The organism is Bacteroides finegoldii DSM 17565 (assembly GCF_000156195.1).
GTDB lineage: Bacteria > Bacteroidota > Bacteroidia > Bacteroidales > Bacteroidaceae > Bacteroides > Bacteroides finegoldii.
In genome coordinates this window covers 196861-213653 of sequence record NZ_GG688324.1, presented here as the reverse complement: position 1 = coordinate 213653, position 16793 = coordinate 196861, and the positions used below count along the sequence as shown (strand labels likewise).

At 43.6% G+C, this 16793-nt stretch carries 12 protein-coding genes and 2 tRNA genes; 7 read left to right on the top strand and 7 right to left on the bottom strand.

Annotation, left to right across the window (positions count from 1 at the left end; translation table 11 throughout):
- Nucleotides 1–64 precede the first annotated feature (64 nt).
- The 4 genes from gmd (at nt 65) to BACFIN_RS08905 (ending at nt 5342) form a co-directional block, all read left to right on the top strand.
- The gene (gene gmd, locus BACFIN_RS08890; protein ID WP_007753935.1) at nt 65–1135 is read left to right on the top strand and encodes a GDP-mannose 4,6-dehydratase; all 1071 of its coding nucleotides are present in this window, start codon (nt 65–67) and stop codon (nt 1133–1135) included.
- A gap of 100 nt (nt 1136–1235) precedes the next feature.
- On the top strand, nt 1236–2306 hold the full coding sequence (locus BACFIN_RS08895; protein WP_007753932.1) for a GDP-L-fucose synthase family protein: 1071 nt from the start codon (nt 1236–1238) through the stop codon (nt 2304–2306).
- 232 nt (nt 2307–2538) lie between these two features.
- Nucleotides 2539–4197, top strand: coding sequence for an AMP-binding protein (locus BACFIN_RS08900; protein WP_007753929.1), 1659 nt, complete (start codon nt 2539–2541; stop codon nt 4195–4197).
- On the top strand, nt 4194–5342 hold the full coding sequence (locus tag BACFIN_RS08905; protein ID WP_007753926.1) for an LA_2272 family surface repeat-containing protein: 1149 nt from the start codon (nt 4194–4196) through the stop codon (nt 5340–5342). Before BACFIN_RS08900 ends, BACFIN_RS08905 begins: the two co-directional genes overlap by 4 nt.
- A gap of 194 nt (nt 5343–5536) precedes the next feature.
- Here the strand turns inward: BACFIN_RS08905 and BACFIN_RS08910 are convergent, their stop codons facing one another.
- The 3 genes from BACFIN_RS08910 to BACFIN_RS08920 form a co-directional block, all read right to left on the bottom strand.
- On the bottom strand, nt 5537–7531 hold the full coding sequence (locus BACFIN_RS08910; RefSeq protein WP_007753923.1) for a fructose-bisphosphatase class III: 1995 nt from the start codon (nt 7529–7531) through the stop codon (nt 5537–5539).
- Between the two features lie 154 nt (nt 7532–7685).
- Nucleotides 7686–9350, bottom strand: a complete 1665-nt coding sequence (locus BACFIN_RS08915; protein WP_007753920.1) for a putative transporter — start codon at nt 9348–9350, stop codon at nt 7686–7688.
- Nucleotides 9351–9467: 117 nt separating this feature from the next.
- Nucleotides 9468–9911, bottom strand: a complete 444-nt coding sequence (locus BACFIN_RS08920) for a hypothetical protein (protein WP_007753917.1) — start codon at nt 9909–9911, stop codon at nt 9468–9470.
- A 633-nt stretch (nt 9912–10544) separates the two neighbouring features.
- Here BACFIN_RS08920 and BACFIN_RS08925 point away from each other — a divergent pair.
- Nucleotides 10545–10631 (top strand) — tRNA-Ser (locus BACFIN_RS08925).
- Between the two features lie 66 nt (nt 10632–10697).
- Nucleotides 10698–10769, top strand: a tRNA-Glu gene (locus BACFIN_RS08930).
- A 17-nt stretch (nt 10770–10786) separates the two neighbouring features.
- On the opposite strand, the gene BACFIN_RS08935 is transcribed toward BACFIN_RS08930, so the two are convergent.
- Complete coding sequence (locus tag BACFIN_RS08935; protein ID WP_007753914.1) at nt 10787–11611, bottom strand: DUF3845 domain-containing protein; 825 nt, start codon at nt 11609–11611, stop codon at nt 10787–10789.
- 15 nt (nt 11612–11626) lie between these two features.
- On the opposite strand from BACFIN_RS08935, the gene BACFIN_RS08940 reads away from it, so the two are divergent.
- Nucleotides 11627–12211: a Crp/Fnr family transcriptional regulator gene (locus BACFIN_RS08940; RefSeq protein WP_007753911.1), complete on the top strand. Its 585-nt coding sequence runs from the start codon at nt 11627–11629 to the stop codon at nt 12209–12211.
- Nucleotides 12212–12216: 5 nt separating this feature from the next.
- Here the strand turns inward: BACFIN_RS08940 and BACFIN_RS08945 are convergent, their stop codons facing one another.
- The 3 genes from BACFIN_RS08945 to BACFIN_RS08955 form a co-directional block, all read right to left on the bottom strand.
- Complete coding sequence (locus BACFIN_RS08945) at nt 12217–13119, bottom strand: helix-turn-helix domain-containing protein (RefSeq protein WP_007753908.1); 903 nt, start codon at nt 13117–13119, stop codon at nt 12217–12219.
- 90 nt (nt 13120–13209) lie between these two features.
- Nucleotides 13210–14955 carry a bifunctional metallophosphatase/5'-nucleotidase gene (locus BACFIN_RS08950; RefSeq protein WP_007753907.1) on the bottom strand — a complete coding sequence of 582 codons (1746 nt, stop codon included), beginning with the start codon at nt 14953–14955 and terminating at the stop codon, nt 13210–13212.
- A partial coding sequence (locus tag BACFIN_RS08955) for a sensor histidine kinase (RefSeq protein WP_007753906.1) occupies nt 14952–16793 on the bottom strand: 1842 nt, incomplete at its 5' end. The genes BACFIN_RS08950 and BACFIN_RS08955, both read right to left, overlap by 4 nt.

Genomic DNA, 16793 nt, shown 5'->3' with positions numbered 1-16793 from the left:
TTGCATGGGTCACAAAAAATACCGACATTTGCACCCATATTTTTGATTTATTAAATAATAGCGTATGAAAAAAGCCCTAATATCAGGCATTACCGGGCAGGATGGTTCTTATCTTGCCGAGTTTCTATTGCAAAAAGGTTATGAAGTGCACGGTATTCTCCGTCGTTCTTCATCGTTCAATACCGGACGTATTGAACATTTGTATTTTGACGAGTGGGTACGCGACATGAAACAGAAACGTACGATCAATCTGCATTATGGGGATATGACAGATTCTAGTTCGTTAATCCGAATCATTCAACAGGTGCAACCGGATGAAATCTACAATCTCGCTGCTCAAAGCCACGTGAAAGTTTCATTCGATGTTCCGGAATACACAGCCGAGGCGGATGCTGTCGGTACGTTGCGTATGCTCGAAGCTGTACGCATTCTGGGATTGGAAAAGAAAACCCGCATCTATCAGGCTTCCACTTCCGAATTGTTCGGTAAGGTGCAGGAAGTTCCACAGAAAGAGACAACTCCGTTCTATCCCCGTTCTCCGTATGGGGTAGCCAAACAATATGGTTTCTGGATTACCAAGAATTATCGTGAAAGCTACGGTATGTTTGCCGTAAACGGTATTCTGTTCAACCACGAGAGCGAACGTCGCGGCGAGACTTTCGTTACCCGTAAAATTTCCCTGGCTGCCGCACGTATCGCACAAGGTGAACAAGACAAACTGTATCTGGGTAATCTGGATGCACGCCGCGACTGGGGATATGCCAAAGATTACGTGGAATGCATGTGGCTGATTCTGCAGCATGACGTTCCGGAAGACTTCGTGATTGCTACCGGTGAGATGCACACCGTGCGCGAATTTGCGACATTGGCATTCAAAGAAGCCGGTATCGAACTTCGTTGGGAAGGTGAAGGCGTGAACGAGAAAGGCATTGACGTGGCTACCGGAAAGGCTTTGGTAGAAGTAGATCCTAAATATTTCCGTCCATCGGAAGTTGAACAACTACTTGGTGACCCCACAAAAGCTAAGACTTTGCTGAACTGGAATCCGCGCAAGACTTCATTTGAAGAACTGGTAAGTATCATGGTACGCCACGATATGGAGAAAGTAAAACGAATGATTGCTACCAAACATTAAATGAATTTCATTTCACCACAGAGGACACGGAGGGCACAGAGGAAAACATAAAATCCTCCGTGTCCTCTGTGTCCTCTGTAGTGAACAAATAAAAGATAGAATGGAAAAGAATGCAAAGATATATGTAGCAGGACATCACGGTCTTGTGGGATCTGCTATCTGGAAAAATTTGCAGGATAAAGGATATACCAATCTGGTAGGCCGCACCCACAAGGAACTCGATCTATTGGATGGCGTAGCTGTCCGTAAATTCTTCGATGAAGAACAGCCGGAATATGTTTTCCTTGCCGCTGCTTTCGTAGGTGGTATCATGGCAAACAGTATCTACCGTGCTGACTTTATCTACAAGAATCTGCAGATTCAACAGAATGTAATCGGTGAGAGCTTCCGCCATAATGTGAAGAAACTGCTGTTCTTAGGCAGCACGTGCATTTATCCGCGTGATGCGGAACAGCCGATGAAAGAAGATGTATTGCTTACTTCTCCGCTGGAATATACCAACGAGCCGTATGCAATCGCCAAAATCGCCGGATTGAAGATGTGCGAAAGTTTCAACCTGCAATATGGCACGAATTATATCGCTGTCATGCCGACAAATCTCTACGGTCCGAATGATAATTTCGATTTGGAACGTAGCCATGTACTGCCTGCCATGATCCGGAAAATCCATCTGGCACATTGCCTGAAAGAGGGTAACTGGGAAGCTGTACGCAAGGATATGAACCTGCGTCCGGTAGAAGGCGTCAACGGAGACAGTCCGAAAGAAGAAATTCTAGCTATTCTGCAAAAATACGGAATCAGCGAAACGGAAGTCACTCTTTGGGGTACAGGTACTCCGCTTCGCGAGTTTCTTTGGAGCGAGGAAATGGCTGATGCAAGTGTATTCGTCATGGAACATGTGGACTTCAAAGACACGTATAAGGAAGGCGACAAGGACATCCGCAACTGCCATATCAATATCGGCACGGGAAAGGAAATCACTATCCGCCAACTGGCTGAACGCATTGTAGAAACTGTCGGCTATCAAGGTAAACTGACCTTCGACAGCAGCAAACCGGACGGCACTATGCGCAAGCTGACCGATCCTTCGAAACTGCACTCTTTGGGGTGGCATCACAAAATTGAAATCGAGGAAGGCGTACAAAGAATGTACGAATGGTACTTGAAATAGGGAATTCCAAGAATCCGTCAATATGCTATAAGCAGAATTTGTTTTGCTTATAGCATATTTTTTTATTATAGCATAATGAAATTAGCTATCACCATAATCTTTCCTCCTACCAGCCTGTCGCAATCTCACTACATCACCCTTCCCCCATTTTCAAAAATTCTTCCCTCTTAATTCTTCATTCTTAATTTAATTGCTATATTTGCACAATTTAATATCAAATGTGCAAAAAACAATGGAACAAAGTTTTATAGCTTACATTGAGAATAGTATCAAGAATAATTGGGATCTGGATGCCCTGACCGATTATAAGGGCGCCACCTTACAGTATAAAGACGTAGCTCGCAAAATAGAGAAACTCCATATCATTTTCGAGGAAAGCGGAATCCGCAAGGGAGACAAGATTGCCGTTTGCGGAAGAAACAGTTCGCATTGGGGTGTGACGTTCCTCGCCACATTGACATACGGAGCGGTTATCGTCCCTATTCTTCATGAATTTAAGGCGGACAACGTCCACAATATCGTCAACCATTCCGAAGCGAAATTACTGCTTGTAGGCGATATGGTATGGGAAAACCTGAACGAGTCGGCAATGCCTCTATTGGAAGGTATTCTGATGATGAATGACTTCACTTTGCTGGTTTCACGCAGCGAACGCCTGACATACGCCCGCGAGCATCTGAACGAGATGTTCGGCAAGAAATTCCCTAAAAACTTCCGTAAAGAACACGTCGCTTATCATAAGGACGAGCCGGAGGAGCTGGCTGTCATCAATTATACTTCGGGAACAACGAGCTACTCAAAAGGGGTTATGCTCCCCTACCGCAGTTTGTGGTCAAATACGAAGTTCGCCTACGAAGTACTCGACTTGAAGGCTGGAGACAAGATTGTATCTATGCTTCCGATGGCGCATATGTATGGTCTGGCATTCGAATTCCTTTATGAATTTTCCGTCGGTTGCCACATCTACTTCCTGACCCGTATGCCTAGTCCGAAGATAATCTTCCAGGCTTTCGAAGAGGTAAAACCGAATCTGATTGTCGCTGTTCCGCTTATCATCGAAAAGATTATCAAGAAGAGTGTACTTCCGAAACTGGAAACTCCGGCAATGAAGATTTTGCTGAAAGTGCCTATCATCAACGATAAGATTAAAGCTACGGTACGCGAAGAGATGATTAAGGCGTTCGGAGGAGAATTTAAGGCGGTAATCGTAGGAGGTGCCGCTTTCAATCAGGAGGTTGAACAGTTCCTGAAAATGATCGATTTCCCTTATACCGTAGGATATGGAATGACGGAATGCGGTCCGATCATCTGTTACGAAGACTGGAGGAGGTTCAAACCGGGTTCTTGCGGAAAAGCCGTACCCCGTATGGATGTACAGGTCCTTTCCTCCGACCCGGAAAATATCGTTGGCGAAATCGTTTGTAAGGGTCCTAACGTAATGCTGGGATACTACAAGAATGAGGAAGCTACCAGAGAAGTGATCGACAAAGACGGTTGGCTGCATACCGGTGATCTGGCTTTGATGGATGCCGAAGGAAATGTTACCATCAAAGGACGTAGCAAGAACCTTCTGTTGGGCGCCAGTGGACAGAATATCTATCCGGAAGAGATAGAAGATAAATTAAACAATCTGCCGTATGTATCCGAAAGCATTATCGTTCAGCAGAATGAGAAACTTGTCGGTTTGGTTTATCCGGATTTCGACGACGCTTTCGCACACGGCCTGAAGAATGAAGACATCGAGCGGGTGATGGAAGAAAACCGGGTGGCATTGAATGCCATGTTACCGGCGTACAGCCAGATTTCAAAGATGAAGATATACCCGGAAGAGTTTGAAAAGACACCGAAGAAGAGTATCAAACGATACTTGTATCAGGAGGCTAAAGGATGAAAATGAAGAAAACAATACTCACGGCAGCTATACTGATGGCTGCCGTTTGTCTGCCTGCACAGAACAAAAGTGCCGGTATTAATCTTTCTATCTGGAAAGATATTTGTACGCAACCGTATGACAGTACACAGACGACTTATGTGAATATCGGTCTTTTGTCTACTATGAATCGCCTGAATGGTGTAGGCATCAATGCGCTGGGAAGTGTTGTTCATGGAGATATGAACGGCGCACAGATTACAGGACTGGCTAACCTGGCCGGTGGGACAATGCGAGGCGTGCAGATAGCAGGTATAAGCAATATCAGCGGTAACAATACGATCGGACTCTCTGCAGCCGGACTGGTAAATATTACCGGAGACGGGACACGGGGGGTGGTTATATCCGGACTGACTGGTATCGGTGGAGATAATACCGCAGGAGTTATGATGAGCGGTTTTATGAATGTTACCGGGAATATGGCTTCAGGCTTACAGTTTTCCGGTGCGGCGAATATCACCGGACAGAGTTTCAACGGCATGATTACTTCCGGTCTTCTGAATGTGGTAGGTGAAAATATGAATGGCCTGCAGATAGCAGGTATCGCCAACATAACCGGGACACAGCTACGTGGAGTTCAAATGGCATTGTGCAACTATGCCACACAAGTTCGCGGCCTTCAGATCGGTCTGGTCAATTACTATAGGGAAGACTTGAAGGGTTTCCAACTGGGACTGGTTAATGCCAATCCCGACACCAAAGTACAGATGATGGTATACGGGGGAAATGTGACTCCTGCCAATATCGGGGTACGTTTCAAGAATCAGTTGTTTTATACGATTCTTGGAGTCGGATCTATGTATCAGGGATTAAATGATAAGTTTTCGGCGAGCGCTTCCTATCGTGCAGGATTATCTTTTCCTATCTATAAAGGATTATCCATTAGCGGCGACTTAGGTTATCAGCATATCGAAACTTTCGACAATAAGGATGAAGTGATTCCCGGACGTCTATATGCGCTACAAGCACGCGCTAATCTGGAATATCAGCTAACCAAGAAATTCGGTATCTTCGCAACGGGCGGTTATGGCCTAACCAGATTCTATAATAAATCCGGCAATTACGATAAAGGAGCGATTATAGAGGCAGGCATTGTCCTTTTCTAATATAAATCCTGCATATATAGCATTTATTCTCTTGCTTTACTAAAAACATTTCGTTCCATAATTGTTTCCCTTTCGTTCCACAAATATGGAACGAAAGGGAAACAACTGTGGAACTAAAAGATAATAACTGTGGAACGAACCACTCGTTGCACTGAAAATTATTGAATGTCACATGGCAAAGAAGTAACCTTCATTCAGACCTTTTCCTTTATCAGACCGGTACGATAAGCAACAAGCAACTTCTTCAAGTCCTGTATTTGAGTTACCAATTCTTTTCCCTTATCGGTGTCTTTCACCATCATCCGTTGCGAATTAAATTCCAATACGAAATTGGTAGATTTGATATCCAGTCCCTCTTCGATAGCTTTCTGACGAGACTGGAACGGTTCGTGCTGTACAAGCTGCATACCGTGAGAATGGTAGACAAGTGTATATCCGGCAATTCCCGTTTCCGGCTGATAGGCTTTGGAAAATCCTCCGTCGATAACGAATAGTTTGCCATTGGCCTTCATCGGCTGTTCTCCTTGAATAGTCTTCACAGGCACATGACCGTTTATTATATGCGAATGAGGGCCTAAAGCTCCAAACTCGGCCAATATCTGATCACAAATATCCTCCCGATTGCGCAATGTATAATAATATCCTTTCTTCTCTTTATGCATTTCTTTGTCTTCCAGGAAATAGCGTTCAAAAGTAGCCATCTTATCCTTATCAAATAAAGGTGCATCCGGACCACACCACATATACCAAATATAATCCATCGCAAATTCCTTATCCTCCTCTCCCTCTTCGTCGAAGTAGGCGGTACGGATCAGTTGATCGGCCTTATCCAGAAGTTTGTGTCCCCAATACTCTTTTCCGCGTATCTTGACATGCTTAAAGCTACCGTCCTCATTCAAAGGCACGGAAGCGTGATAAAGAAGATTGGAGTTGGATACCAGATACATCCCGCCGTAAGTAAACAGGCAACGCATATGCTTCTTCAATTTCTCGCTATTCATAAATGAATAATGAATCTTATCCACAAGCTCACGTTCTTCATCCGTCAAGCGGTAAGGATTGGCGGGATCTACCGTTGGAAAGTTCGTGTCACGAAGGGCATACTCCTTACCTTCGTAGACAAAGACACCACGCTCAAAATCTATCTTCTCCAACAATTTACGATTTGCCATTCCAAACTCCGGACGGCGGTCGATGATCTCGGCTTCCAGCTTAAACTGGATAATAGTGATCGCCTTGTGCATCTGAGTAATCAAGCGCAACGTTTTCTCATTATAATGAGTATCGGCAAAATTCATTTTCGGCATGAAAATGGTGCAAGGATCATCAGCGTAAGTATCCATAGCAAAGGTAGCAAGCGGCAGCAGATTGATTCCGTAACCGTCTTCAAGTGTAGCCAGATTACCATATCGCATAGACATACGTATCACATTGGCTATGCAACTGTCATTGCCGGAAGCGGCGCCCATCCACAGAATATCGTGATTGCCCCATTGAATATCGAAATTATGATAATTGCACAAGGTATCCATAATGATATGCGCTCCCGGTCCGCGATCGTAGATGTCGCCTACGATATGAAGTGAATCGATTGTCAAACGCTGAATCAGATTACACATGGCAATGATAAAATCATCGGCACGCTTTGTCGTGATAATCGTACTGATAATCACATTGATATAGGCATGCTTGTTCGGCTCGATAGATGACTCGTGCAACAATTCCTGTATGATATACGAGAATTCGGCAGGCAATGATTTACGTACCTTGGAACGGGTATACTTGGAAGATACGTTCTGACAGACTTTTACTAACTGGTTCAGAGTGATCAGATACCAATCGTCCAAATCCTTCTCACGGGCCTTCACCAGTTGAAGTTTTTCTTCGGGATAGTAAATCAACGTGCAGATCTCTTTTTTCTCGGCCTCGCGAAGCGTATTGCCGAATATCTCATTTACCTTACGTTTTACTGCACCGGAAGCATTCTTCAGCACATGTTGGAAAGCTTCATATTCACCATGTACATCTGTCAGGAAATGCTCCGTCCCTTTAGGTAGGTTCAAGATAGCCTCCAAATTGATTATTTCCGTACTTGCATCGGCAATAGTAGGAAAACTTCGGGAAAGCAGTTGCAGATAACGCAGATCGTTCACAATGCTTTCAGGAGTTATGTTACTTTGAGCAGTCATTTCTATTTAATTACAAATTACTAAAATCAAATTACCATTTATCGGCTCACAATCCATTGTTCTAATCTCCAAACTTACGTTTTTCGATTATTCGCAATAAATATAATACTTTTTTATTTATCCGGTTATTATTTTTTATTCAAAGTTTCATTTTTCAGCCCAAGAAGAACATCAGAAGTACTTGTGCGATAATCACCCGCAGGAACATACAGAGCGGATATACCGTCGCATAAGCCACAGAAGGGTTATCACCGGGTATTGTATCATTAGCGTAATTCAACGCCATCGGATTGGCCATACTTCCACACAACATACCGGATACCGTACCAAAATCGATCTTCATCATTTTGAAGGCGACAAAACCTACCAATACTGTCGGGATGATAGTCAGCCCAGCTCCCAAAGCAATCCACAGCAGACCTTCCGGACGGAATACGGTGTCGAAAAAGTGAGCTCCGGCATCCAATCCCAGACAGGCGAGATACAGGGAAAGCCCTAAGGCACGCAACATCAGATTCGCGCTGCGGGTAGTGTAGGTTATCATGTGTATCCGTGGTCCGAATGTCCCCAAAAGAATACCAACAATAATCGGTCCGCCGGCCAGTCCCAGTTTCACGGGAGTACTGACACCCGGTATTGAAAAGGGAATAGCTCCCAATGCCAATCCCAATACTATTCCGATGAATATAACAACCAGATTGGGTTCTTTCAAGCTTTTAATGGCATTACCCAATACTTTTTCCACATTCAGGATGGCAGCTTTCTCCCCTACTACTGTCAGTCGGTCGCCCAATTGGAGTATCAGTTCCGGAGTAGCGAGCAGTTGCACACCCGAACGATAGACACGGCTGATATTGATGCCGTAATGATTTCTCAATCGGAGCGATCCCAGCTTCTTTCCATTCAGTTCGGGACGGGTGACGACGATACGCTGTGAAACCAGTTCGCTGTCAATCGCATTCCAGTCAATATCCTCTTTGTTCCAATCCGTATTTTCCTGTTCACCGAAAAGTACAGTCAACGCCAAAGCATCTTTCTCCGCAGTGATAACCAACAGACGGTCTCCCTCTTTCAGCACCTTGTCGGAAGTCGGAATGCTGACGTGTCCGTCCCGCCATAAGCGGGAGATGACAAACTTCGGGTAGCTCATATGTGCTATGTCTTTAATGCTCTTATTGAAAATAGCAGGATTGTGTACTTGAAACGCTGCAATATAAGTTTTGTTCGCATCATCTTTCTCTTTTATTTCCAAATCTTCTTTGCGAACCAATGCTTTACGGATTAACAAGACGGCAAGTATCACACCGACGACTCCCATCGGATAGGCTACCGCACATCCCAAAGCAGGTGTGCTACTCTCCAGCCCCATCTGTTTCAGAGTTTGCTGAGCAGCTCCCAACGCCGGAGTGTTCGTTGTCGCTCCACAAAGGATACCGACCATATCGGGAAGTGAGACACCTGTGGCATAGCTGGCTACGACCGTTAACAATGTCCCCAACAGGACGACTCCCAATGCCAGCATATTCAGCGTTACTCCTCCTTTACGAAAAGAACTGAAGAAACCGGGACCGACCTGTAAACCTAAAGAATAAACGAAAATCACCAAACCGAAACTTTCCGCATAATTCAACATCTGAGGATCTACCGAAAGTCCGAGATGTCCGGCAAGGATACCTGTAAAAAAAACAAAAGTGACTCCTAAGGATACTCCCCAGAAATGCACTCTTCCCAAGCCTAAACCTACCGCAGAAATCAACGATAACACCACAACCGCCTGTAAGGCAGAATGTTCGAGAAACAGACTATATAACCACTCCATGTATTTTCAAACTAACAGGGCGCAAAGATAAAAACTATTTAGTCCCATTCAAAACTTTTATGCTTTCATTTTACGCCCTACTCATGCCTCGTGCTGATATTCTTTATATCATCTTTCTTATCTTCCTTGATATTCCACAAAATTATTCCGCCCATCCAGATAGCCACTCAACCTGTTGCCCCCAATATATACGTCGTCCAGGTAGGAAACATCATTGGGCCCATACGACATACGGATGGAAGTTTGCGCGAAATTTTCCCAACTCCAACGGAACTTATATTCAAATTCTTCCACATATCCGTCCGGATATTCCACCCGTATGTAGTCTATTCCTGTACGATCTAAAAAGAAATCCAGTTCCTGACAGCAGTAGTTGTTGTCTATATCCCGATAAAAACTGACCCAAGTGCGGCTACACAAATCGGCCGAACGGTTGTAATAACCCGGTCCGTTATTATCATCATCGTAGAAACTGTCTATCTCCACTTCGCAAGAAGTAAGACCGACCATCAATACAGCCATCAAAGCCAGACCTAAATATTTAAATGTGTTCGTTTTCATATTCCTTTATTTTTAATGATTCGTTTATTAATATCTATCATTTATCCTTCGATATGACAAAAGTATAGAATGAATTTTCCCCTTGAAACTGAAAAATCCTACTTTTCAGGAGGAAATTACCTACTTATAGGGGCAAATCCCCACGCTTGAGATTTAATGGTATAATACCGTGCACAGCTCATTCCAAGTACCCAAAGTCTTAATAAAAATAGAATATAAGAAGTAAACATTTAATCAATGTTATAAAACATCCGTTTTTTCTTGTATTATTTGCAGATATCACAGAAGTCCGTATATTTGCAATGTGTTTTTCATAGTATTAGATTTAAGGTTAACAAAAAGATTGGCTGTCTGGGATAGATAGCCTTTTTTTATACACCTACATTATCTCCCCTCTTTTATTCAATAAATCCAATGCATCTTTTACTTATAGCGGCATTTTATGAACGTTTCTGAATAGAAATGAAACAAGCCCTAAAAAACTTCGAAAAAAATTATTTCGTTTAACATTTGAAACATAGAGGGTTATCTCCATTATTGAAAAACAAGTAAAAAAAATCTTGCTAAAAGATTTGCATAGTCAAAAACTTCCCCCTATCTTTGCACCGCATTTGAGAGAGAATGCGGGTTCAAGGAAGTTTGGGTGAGTGGCTGAAACCACCAGTTTGCTAAACTGACGTACTCGTAAGGGTACCGGGGGTTCGAATCCCCCAGCTTCCGCAAAATCTCAAAATAAAAAGAGCTAAGTATTTTAAGACTTAGCTCTTTTTAAATCAATCAAAATCCGGTGGGTTCGTCTAACGGTTAGGACACATGCCTCTCACGCATGTAATACGAGTTCGATTCTCGTACCCACTACACAACGAGGAAATGAATCAATTCATTTCCTCGTTTAATTTATACACCTCAAAGAAAGATTCTTTATCAATCCTCAACCTAATTCTCTCTTCCCGTTTCTGCCCTGCCAAATTCAAGAATAAATTGAAATATAACTGACTGAAAGAAAGACCGGAACGGCTGTAAGTAATATCAAATGTCCAAGTCCTACGAAAAGAGTCAAAAGCAGCAAATGGCTGCTCACCACCTTTACACATAAACACTTCAGGAAAGGACGCAGGCGGATAAGGTTGAAATAAGCCAGCCAATTGCACATAAATGTAATCAATCATCCATTCATCTCCTGCCAAAGCAAGCTCCCCTTTTAAACGGAGTTTAACCGCATACGCAGCAGTTACATCAGGAGAAGTATAAACAGGTATCTGACTTTCCGACGGATAGTCACCATTCTTATATCCCAGACTCATTGTCAATCCCGATTTACCGATTCCGTTAAATCCGCCAGCTTCCTGTCTCGCCAACTGATTCTTCAGATCAATCATAAACGTCAGTTTGCCAAGAGTAGGATCTCCCGGATACTGCGCCAGCGTATCCAGCACATAATCCTCCTCATTATAACTCCCGGCTACCAATTCTCCCTTTCCATCTTCCAGAGCGACATCCCCCCTTTCAATATCCACATTGCCTACCGGATAATAAATCGCATCATCATCCTTCGCACAGCCACAAACGCATAGCAGCAATACTGCTAATCCTATTATCTTATTCATAATCTTTTCTATATCTTGATTTAATAACAAATATACATCTTTTTTGTGCTGCAATTGATTTATATCAACCGTTTTTAGTATTTTTGCACACACCAAAACAAAAAAGACATGGATACATTGTTAAGAGAAACTGTGAATGCCGTTGTAAATTCCCGCTTTCCGGAAATGAGTATAGAGGGAAGACGGCAGATAGAAAGTATACTGATCCGTGAAGAGTTTCCCAAAGGAGCCATTGCACTGAATGAGGGAGAGGTCGCTCACGAGATTGTATTCGTCGGTAAAGGTATGCTCAGACAATACTACTACAAAAACGGGAAAGACGTTACCGAGCATTTCTCTTACGAAGGATGTATCGTGATGTGCATTGAAAGTTTCTTGAAGCAAGTACCTACCCGGCTTATAGTGGAGACACTGGAACCTTCCATTATCTACCTTTTCCCCCGCGACATGATACAGAAGCTGGCGAGAGAAAATTGGGAAATCAATATGTTCTATCAGAAAATATTGGAATACTCTTTAATTGTATCGCAAGTCAAAGCTGACTCCTGGCGCTTTGAATCCGCCCGCGAACGCTATAATCTCCTGCTCGAGACACATCCGGAAATCATCAAACGCGCTCCTTTGGCACACATAGCCTCTTACCTGCTGATGACACCGGAGACCTTGAGCCGCGTACGCTCCGGAGTTCTGTAAACACATTATCGGTTCTTCCGATATTCTTTGGGAGACATCCCCGTATAATGCTTAAAATATTTCCCGAAGAAGGACTGGTTGGCAAAGCTCAAGCGGTCAGCTATCTCCTGTATATTCATGCTTGAGGAGTTTAGAAGTGCTTTTGCTTCCAAGATCACAAACTCATCGATCCACTCGCCCACGGTCTTTCCACTCACCTCTTTCACAACTCCGGAAAGATGTTTCGGTGTCAGACACAGCTGGTCAGCATAAAACTTCACACTACGTTCTGATTGATAAGATTCTACCAGCGTTTCATAGAAACGTTCAAAGATATACTCTTTCCGGCTTTTCGACTTCACCGAAGCAGTGACTGCAGGCGCATGATTGTTAAAAATGTTGCACAATTCAAAAAAGAAACCCTGCATCAGTCCGAGCACGACCTCCCTGCGATACAGATCCCCTTTACTCCTCAACCTCTTTCTGATAAACGTATGATATTCCTGCACCGTGCGCTGCTCGTTCGGAGTCAGGCTAAAACAAGGATAATCCTTCAGATAGAAAAACAATGCAAGCAGATTGCCTACTTTAGGCAATGTCTCCAGCAAACTCTTGGATACCGCAAAGAAGATTCCCTTGAAGTCGGGACTAAACTGCCGGTGTTCTATAATCTGGCTCGGCAGGGCTATCACCATCCCTCCCGAAGATAATTGAAAATCCTGCAGATTAATATTAAAAGTCCCCTCACCTTCCAGGCAAAGTCCTATTGTCAATACCTCTAACTTGCTGGGACCGCTATATAAGGAAATAACGCTCTCCGAATCGAAGAGCGCTATATCATTATCAATGACATCAATGCTATCAGCATCTATATGTTTAGAATGAACTACAGAAGAAATACCTACTTTAGGAACATTTTGAATATCCATACTCTCTCTCTTTTTGCGACAAATATACCAGCAATAAATCAGATATACAAGTCAAAACAGAGTATCACCAGACAAAATGAACATTTTTGGCTACTTATTGACCACCCCGAACAGATATTCAGCGTCACGCCGGGCAGCAGGAACAGTCCACTCCTCCGGAACGAATTTCCACTGATTCAACGCTTTCGGACTCATTCCCCCTTTCTCCTCAATGTAATTCATCAGGTAAAAACGAAGATCCTTATCAGTAGAGAAAATGATACGGTCTTTCAATTTCTCTTGAGGAATGCCCGAGCCCTTTGTCAACAATTCACCGCCGCCATTACCACGATAAGAATTCAACGCCACTTTATAAATCTTATTTATATCGAAAGGAGAGCCATCTGCCATACTGACAATCGTAATCTTCTCCCCTTTCGGTTTAGTAACATCCACCGTATAGATTATGCCGGAAGCCGAATCAAAGTTAAAACTGAAATTCTGGAAAGAAGCCCTGTCCTCCGCACCATCCCGACGTTTTTCCTTGAACCACAGCAAATGGTCGTCCGGTGATTTCATCCGGTTAGTCCACATGAAATAAGACATCTCCAGAAAATCCTTGATTTCTTTACCGGACAAAGTCATCACGTACAGCATATTTTCATACTTATATAAGTTGAACATATCACTGACGAACACATCCCCTTTCTTAATTTCCGCATCGAATGAAAGCGGTGCTGCAAAAGAAATGTCGGCTCCCGTGATATCGAGCTGCAAAGTATGTATCAGATCGATGAAAGCAGAAGGACCGAAGAAAGAAGGATGCGTAGAGATATCCTCAGTAAACGTACCGATTTTCTTGGACACAAACTTCCGCACAGCCTCATACTGCGGAGCGAAACGTTTCATAAAATCCTCGCTGACACCATAATCCTTTGTCTCCGTCAATACACCTTGAATATCCTTGCTCAGTACCTTGCCATCCTTCAACTTCAAAGTGATGTCGACATTGGACAGCACCACTCCATTGCTTGCCGGATCAATAACCAACACCGAATCTCCGGCAACATTCATCACCTTCTTACATTCGCGGGCATGATCATGTCCCATCAATACCACATCGAATCCCGGAATATTCTTTGCCACATTCAGAGACGCATTCTCATTATATTTACCGGACATCTTAAACGCATCCTGTCCGGCATGGAACAACCCGATGACCACATCCGGATTCTCCTTTGCACGGATTATCTTCATCCATTTGCGAGCCGTCTCCTCCATATCGTCAAAACGAAGCCCTCTCCACAGATTTTCCGAAAGCCAGGCAGGAATGGCCGGTGTAATCATCCCCAAAACGACGATCTTCACCCCGTCCCGTTCCAACACTTTATAAGGAGGAAGATGAGGTTTCCCCGTAGACGTATCAATGATATTGGCTCCCAGTACAGGAAAGTCACAGGTTTCAATCCAACGGTCGAATACAGCACGTCCAGTTTCCACATCATGATTTCCCATATTGCCCGCATCATATTTCATATAATTCATCATCTCCGCACAAAGATGCGGAGACACGGTATCTATATAATTATAGTAATAAGCGGTAGGCTGTCCTTGCAGAATATCCCCATTATCCAGCAATATCAGATTATCTTTATACTCCCGGCGTTCCTTCTCAACAAATGAGTATATCCGGGCCAGACTCCCTTTCCATTCCTGACGGGTTATAAAATTGTAAGGATAATAATTTCCGTGTACATCACTTGTCTGTACAATCTTCAACTTCACTACCTTTTCCTGTGCTGCAACGGACAGTGTCAGACAGAAAAGCCAAGCATAAATCAATGTTATTCGTTTCATTCTTTTTCTATTTTTAGAGGATGCGAGAATATAAATCGTGCCCCGCCTGTATAGTCGGGATCAATCCATATAGCTCCCTTCCATTTAGATACGATCAATTTACAGATAGACAACCCCAATCCGGTTCCCTGAGCATACTCATTCAGTTTTTCAAAGCGTTCGAACACAAGTTTCTGTTTTTCTTTCGGGATACCGCATCCGGTGTCAGTCACTGAGAAAACCGCCATTCCCGTTTTTTCATCGACAGAAAAGTCCAATGTAATCTTCCCCTTTTTCGTAAACTTATCAGCATTCGACAAGAGATTGATAATCACCTGCTGCATACGCTGTATATCCGTCTCCATCCGGTACGTCTCAAAAGAAGTGGTAAACAGAAACTGATTGTCCGAAGATTGCCGTGAAAAACTAACGGAAGCAACCACCTGCCGACACAACAGTACGATATCACACTCCTCCCAAGTTAGCGTCACCCGGTTAGCCTCCAGTCGCGAAAGGTCAAGAATATCATTAATCAGGCGAAGCAGTAAATCTGAATTAGTCTTGATAATCTGAAAATAGGACTGACGTTCCTCCTCCGTACTTCCTTCCACAGCCAACACATCCGAGAATCCGACAATTGAGTTCAGCGGTGTACGTATCTCATGACTCATGTTTGCCAGGAAAGCACTTTTTAGTCGGTTGGACTCTTCCGCCCTGTCTTTCGCCACACGCAAATCTTTGTCCGACCTCAACAGTTCGTCTTTCAACCGCTTCGTACGGAAATAATAAAAGAGAGAAATAAACAGCCCCAACACCAATACAACAAACAAAGTGCAAGCAGACCATATCTGATACGTATACTGCTGATAGAATGAAACCGGCTGATTGATGAGCTCCACGCTAAACGGCAAAGCCTTCGGATCCAGTCCCCATTCTTTCGCTTTCCTACTGTCCATCACAGCCTTAGATCCAATAATCTGCAGATGTTTTTCCGTGTTGCCGGACTGATTATCCATCCGGACAGATTCCATAGCCATCTCTTCTCCCACTTTCCGATAATCGGGCAATACACCTCCTATAGCCCAATGTCCCAGGCTCACCGATGAAGGTGTAAAGGTAGGAATGGCAGGAGCCGCTTCCATCATCGCATACGTGGCGTTCCGCATAAAATACCCCTCATTCATGTCCACCCGCCAAGTGCCCACGATGATAACAGTATGCTCCGGCAAATGCCGTAATTCCTCTACAATCGTATAAATAGTATGTTTTCTTCCGTCCAACAGAATAAGATCCAGATCGGGGAAATTTTTCATTTCCTTTCGCACCAACGCTTGCATCGTGACGCCGCCATACGTATTATCCGAGATAAAAGCAATATGTTTTGTTTCGGGATAGAACGCACGAATCATACGCACATTATCTCCTATATTATAATGATTGATAAATCCCGACTGCAATTCAGGAATATTCATATGATCTTCAAAGATATCTACAGATCCGGGCAACCAGCTATCTAAATCTCCAACGGTATCCTCCGGCAATATCACGACATTGCTGCTGACCAGACTACACATTACCGGAACTTTCACCCGCATCGAATCCCTTTGAGACAGATAAGCCGCCCACGCCTCCTGTCCTAACAATATAATTTGTGCCGGTTGCTGCTTCCCCCCCTGATATTTAGCAAGGATTTGCGTCATCATACCACTCCATAAAGGAGCTTCCGAGAAACTCTTGCAGTTCATATTCTCAATAATAATATCACGTTTCCCTCCCAGTCTGGTATATCCCTCCATATAATCGGAAATAGTAACTGAAGTCTGATGGGCAGCCGGATTATAGGAACAAATAATTAGAAT

Coding starts and splice junctions, on each gene's coding strand:
- gmd (WP_007753935.1), top strand. CDS start 65: ATGAAAAAAGCCCTAATATCAGGCATTACCGGGCAGGATGGTTCTTAT.
- BACFIN_RS08895 (WP_007753932.1), top strand. CDS start 1,236: ATGGAAAAGAATGCAAAGATATATGTAGCAGGACATCACGGTCTTGTG.
- BACFIN_RS08900 (WP_007753929.1), top strand. CDS start 2,539: ATGGAACAAAGTTTTATAGCTTACATTGAGAATAGTATCAAGAATAAT.
- BACFIN_RS08905 (WP_007753926.1), top strand. CDS start 4,194: ATGAAAATGAAGAAAACAATACTCACGGCAGCTATACTGATGGCTGCC.
- BACFIN_RS08910 (WP_007753923.1), bottom strand. CDS start 7,531: ATGACTGCTCAAAGTAACATAACTCCTGAAAGCATTGTGAACGATCTG.
- BACFIN_RS08915 (WP_007753920.1), bottom strand. CDS start 9,350: ATGGAGTGGTTATATAGTCTGTTTCTCGAACATTCTGCCTTACAGGCG.
- BACFIN_RS08920 (WP_007753917.1), bottom strand. CDS start 9,911: ATGAAAACGAACACATTTAAATATTTAGGTCTGGCTTTGATGGCTGTA.
- BACFIN_RS08940 (WP_007753911.1), top strand. CDS start 11,627: ATGGATACATTGTTAAGAGAAACTGTGAATGCCGTTGTAAATTCCCGC.
- BACFIN_RS08945 (WP_007753908.1), bottom strand. CDS start 13,119: ATGGATATTCAAAATGTTCCTAAAGTAGGTATTTCTTCTGTAGTTCAT.
- BACFIN_RS08950 (WP_007753907.1), bottom strand. CDS start 14,955: ATGAAACGAATAACATTGATTTATGCTTGGCTTTTCTGTCTGACACTG.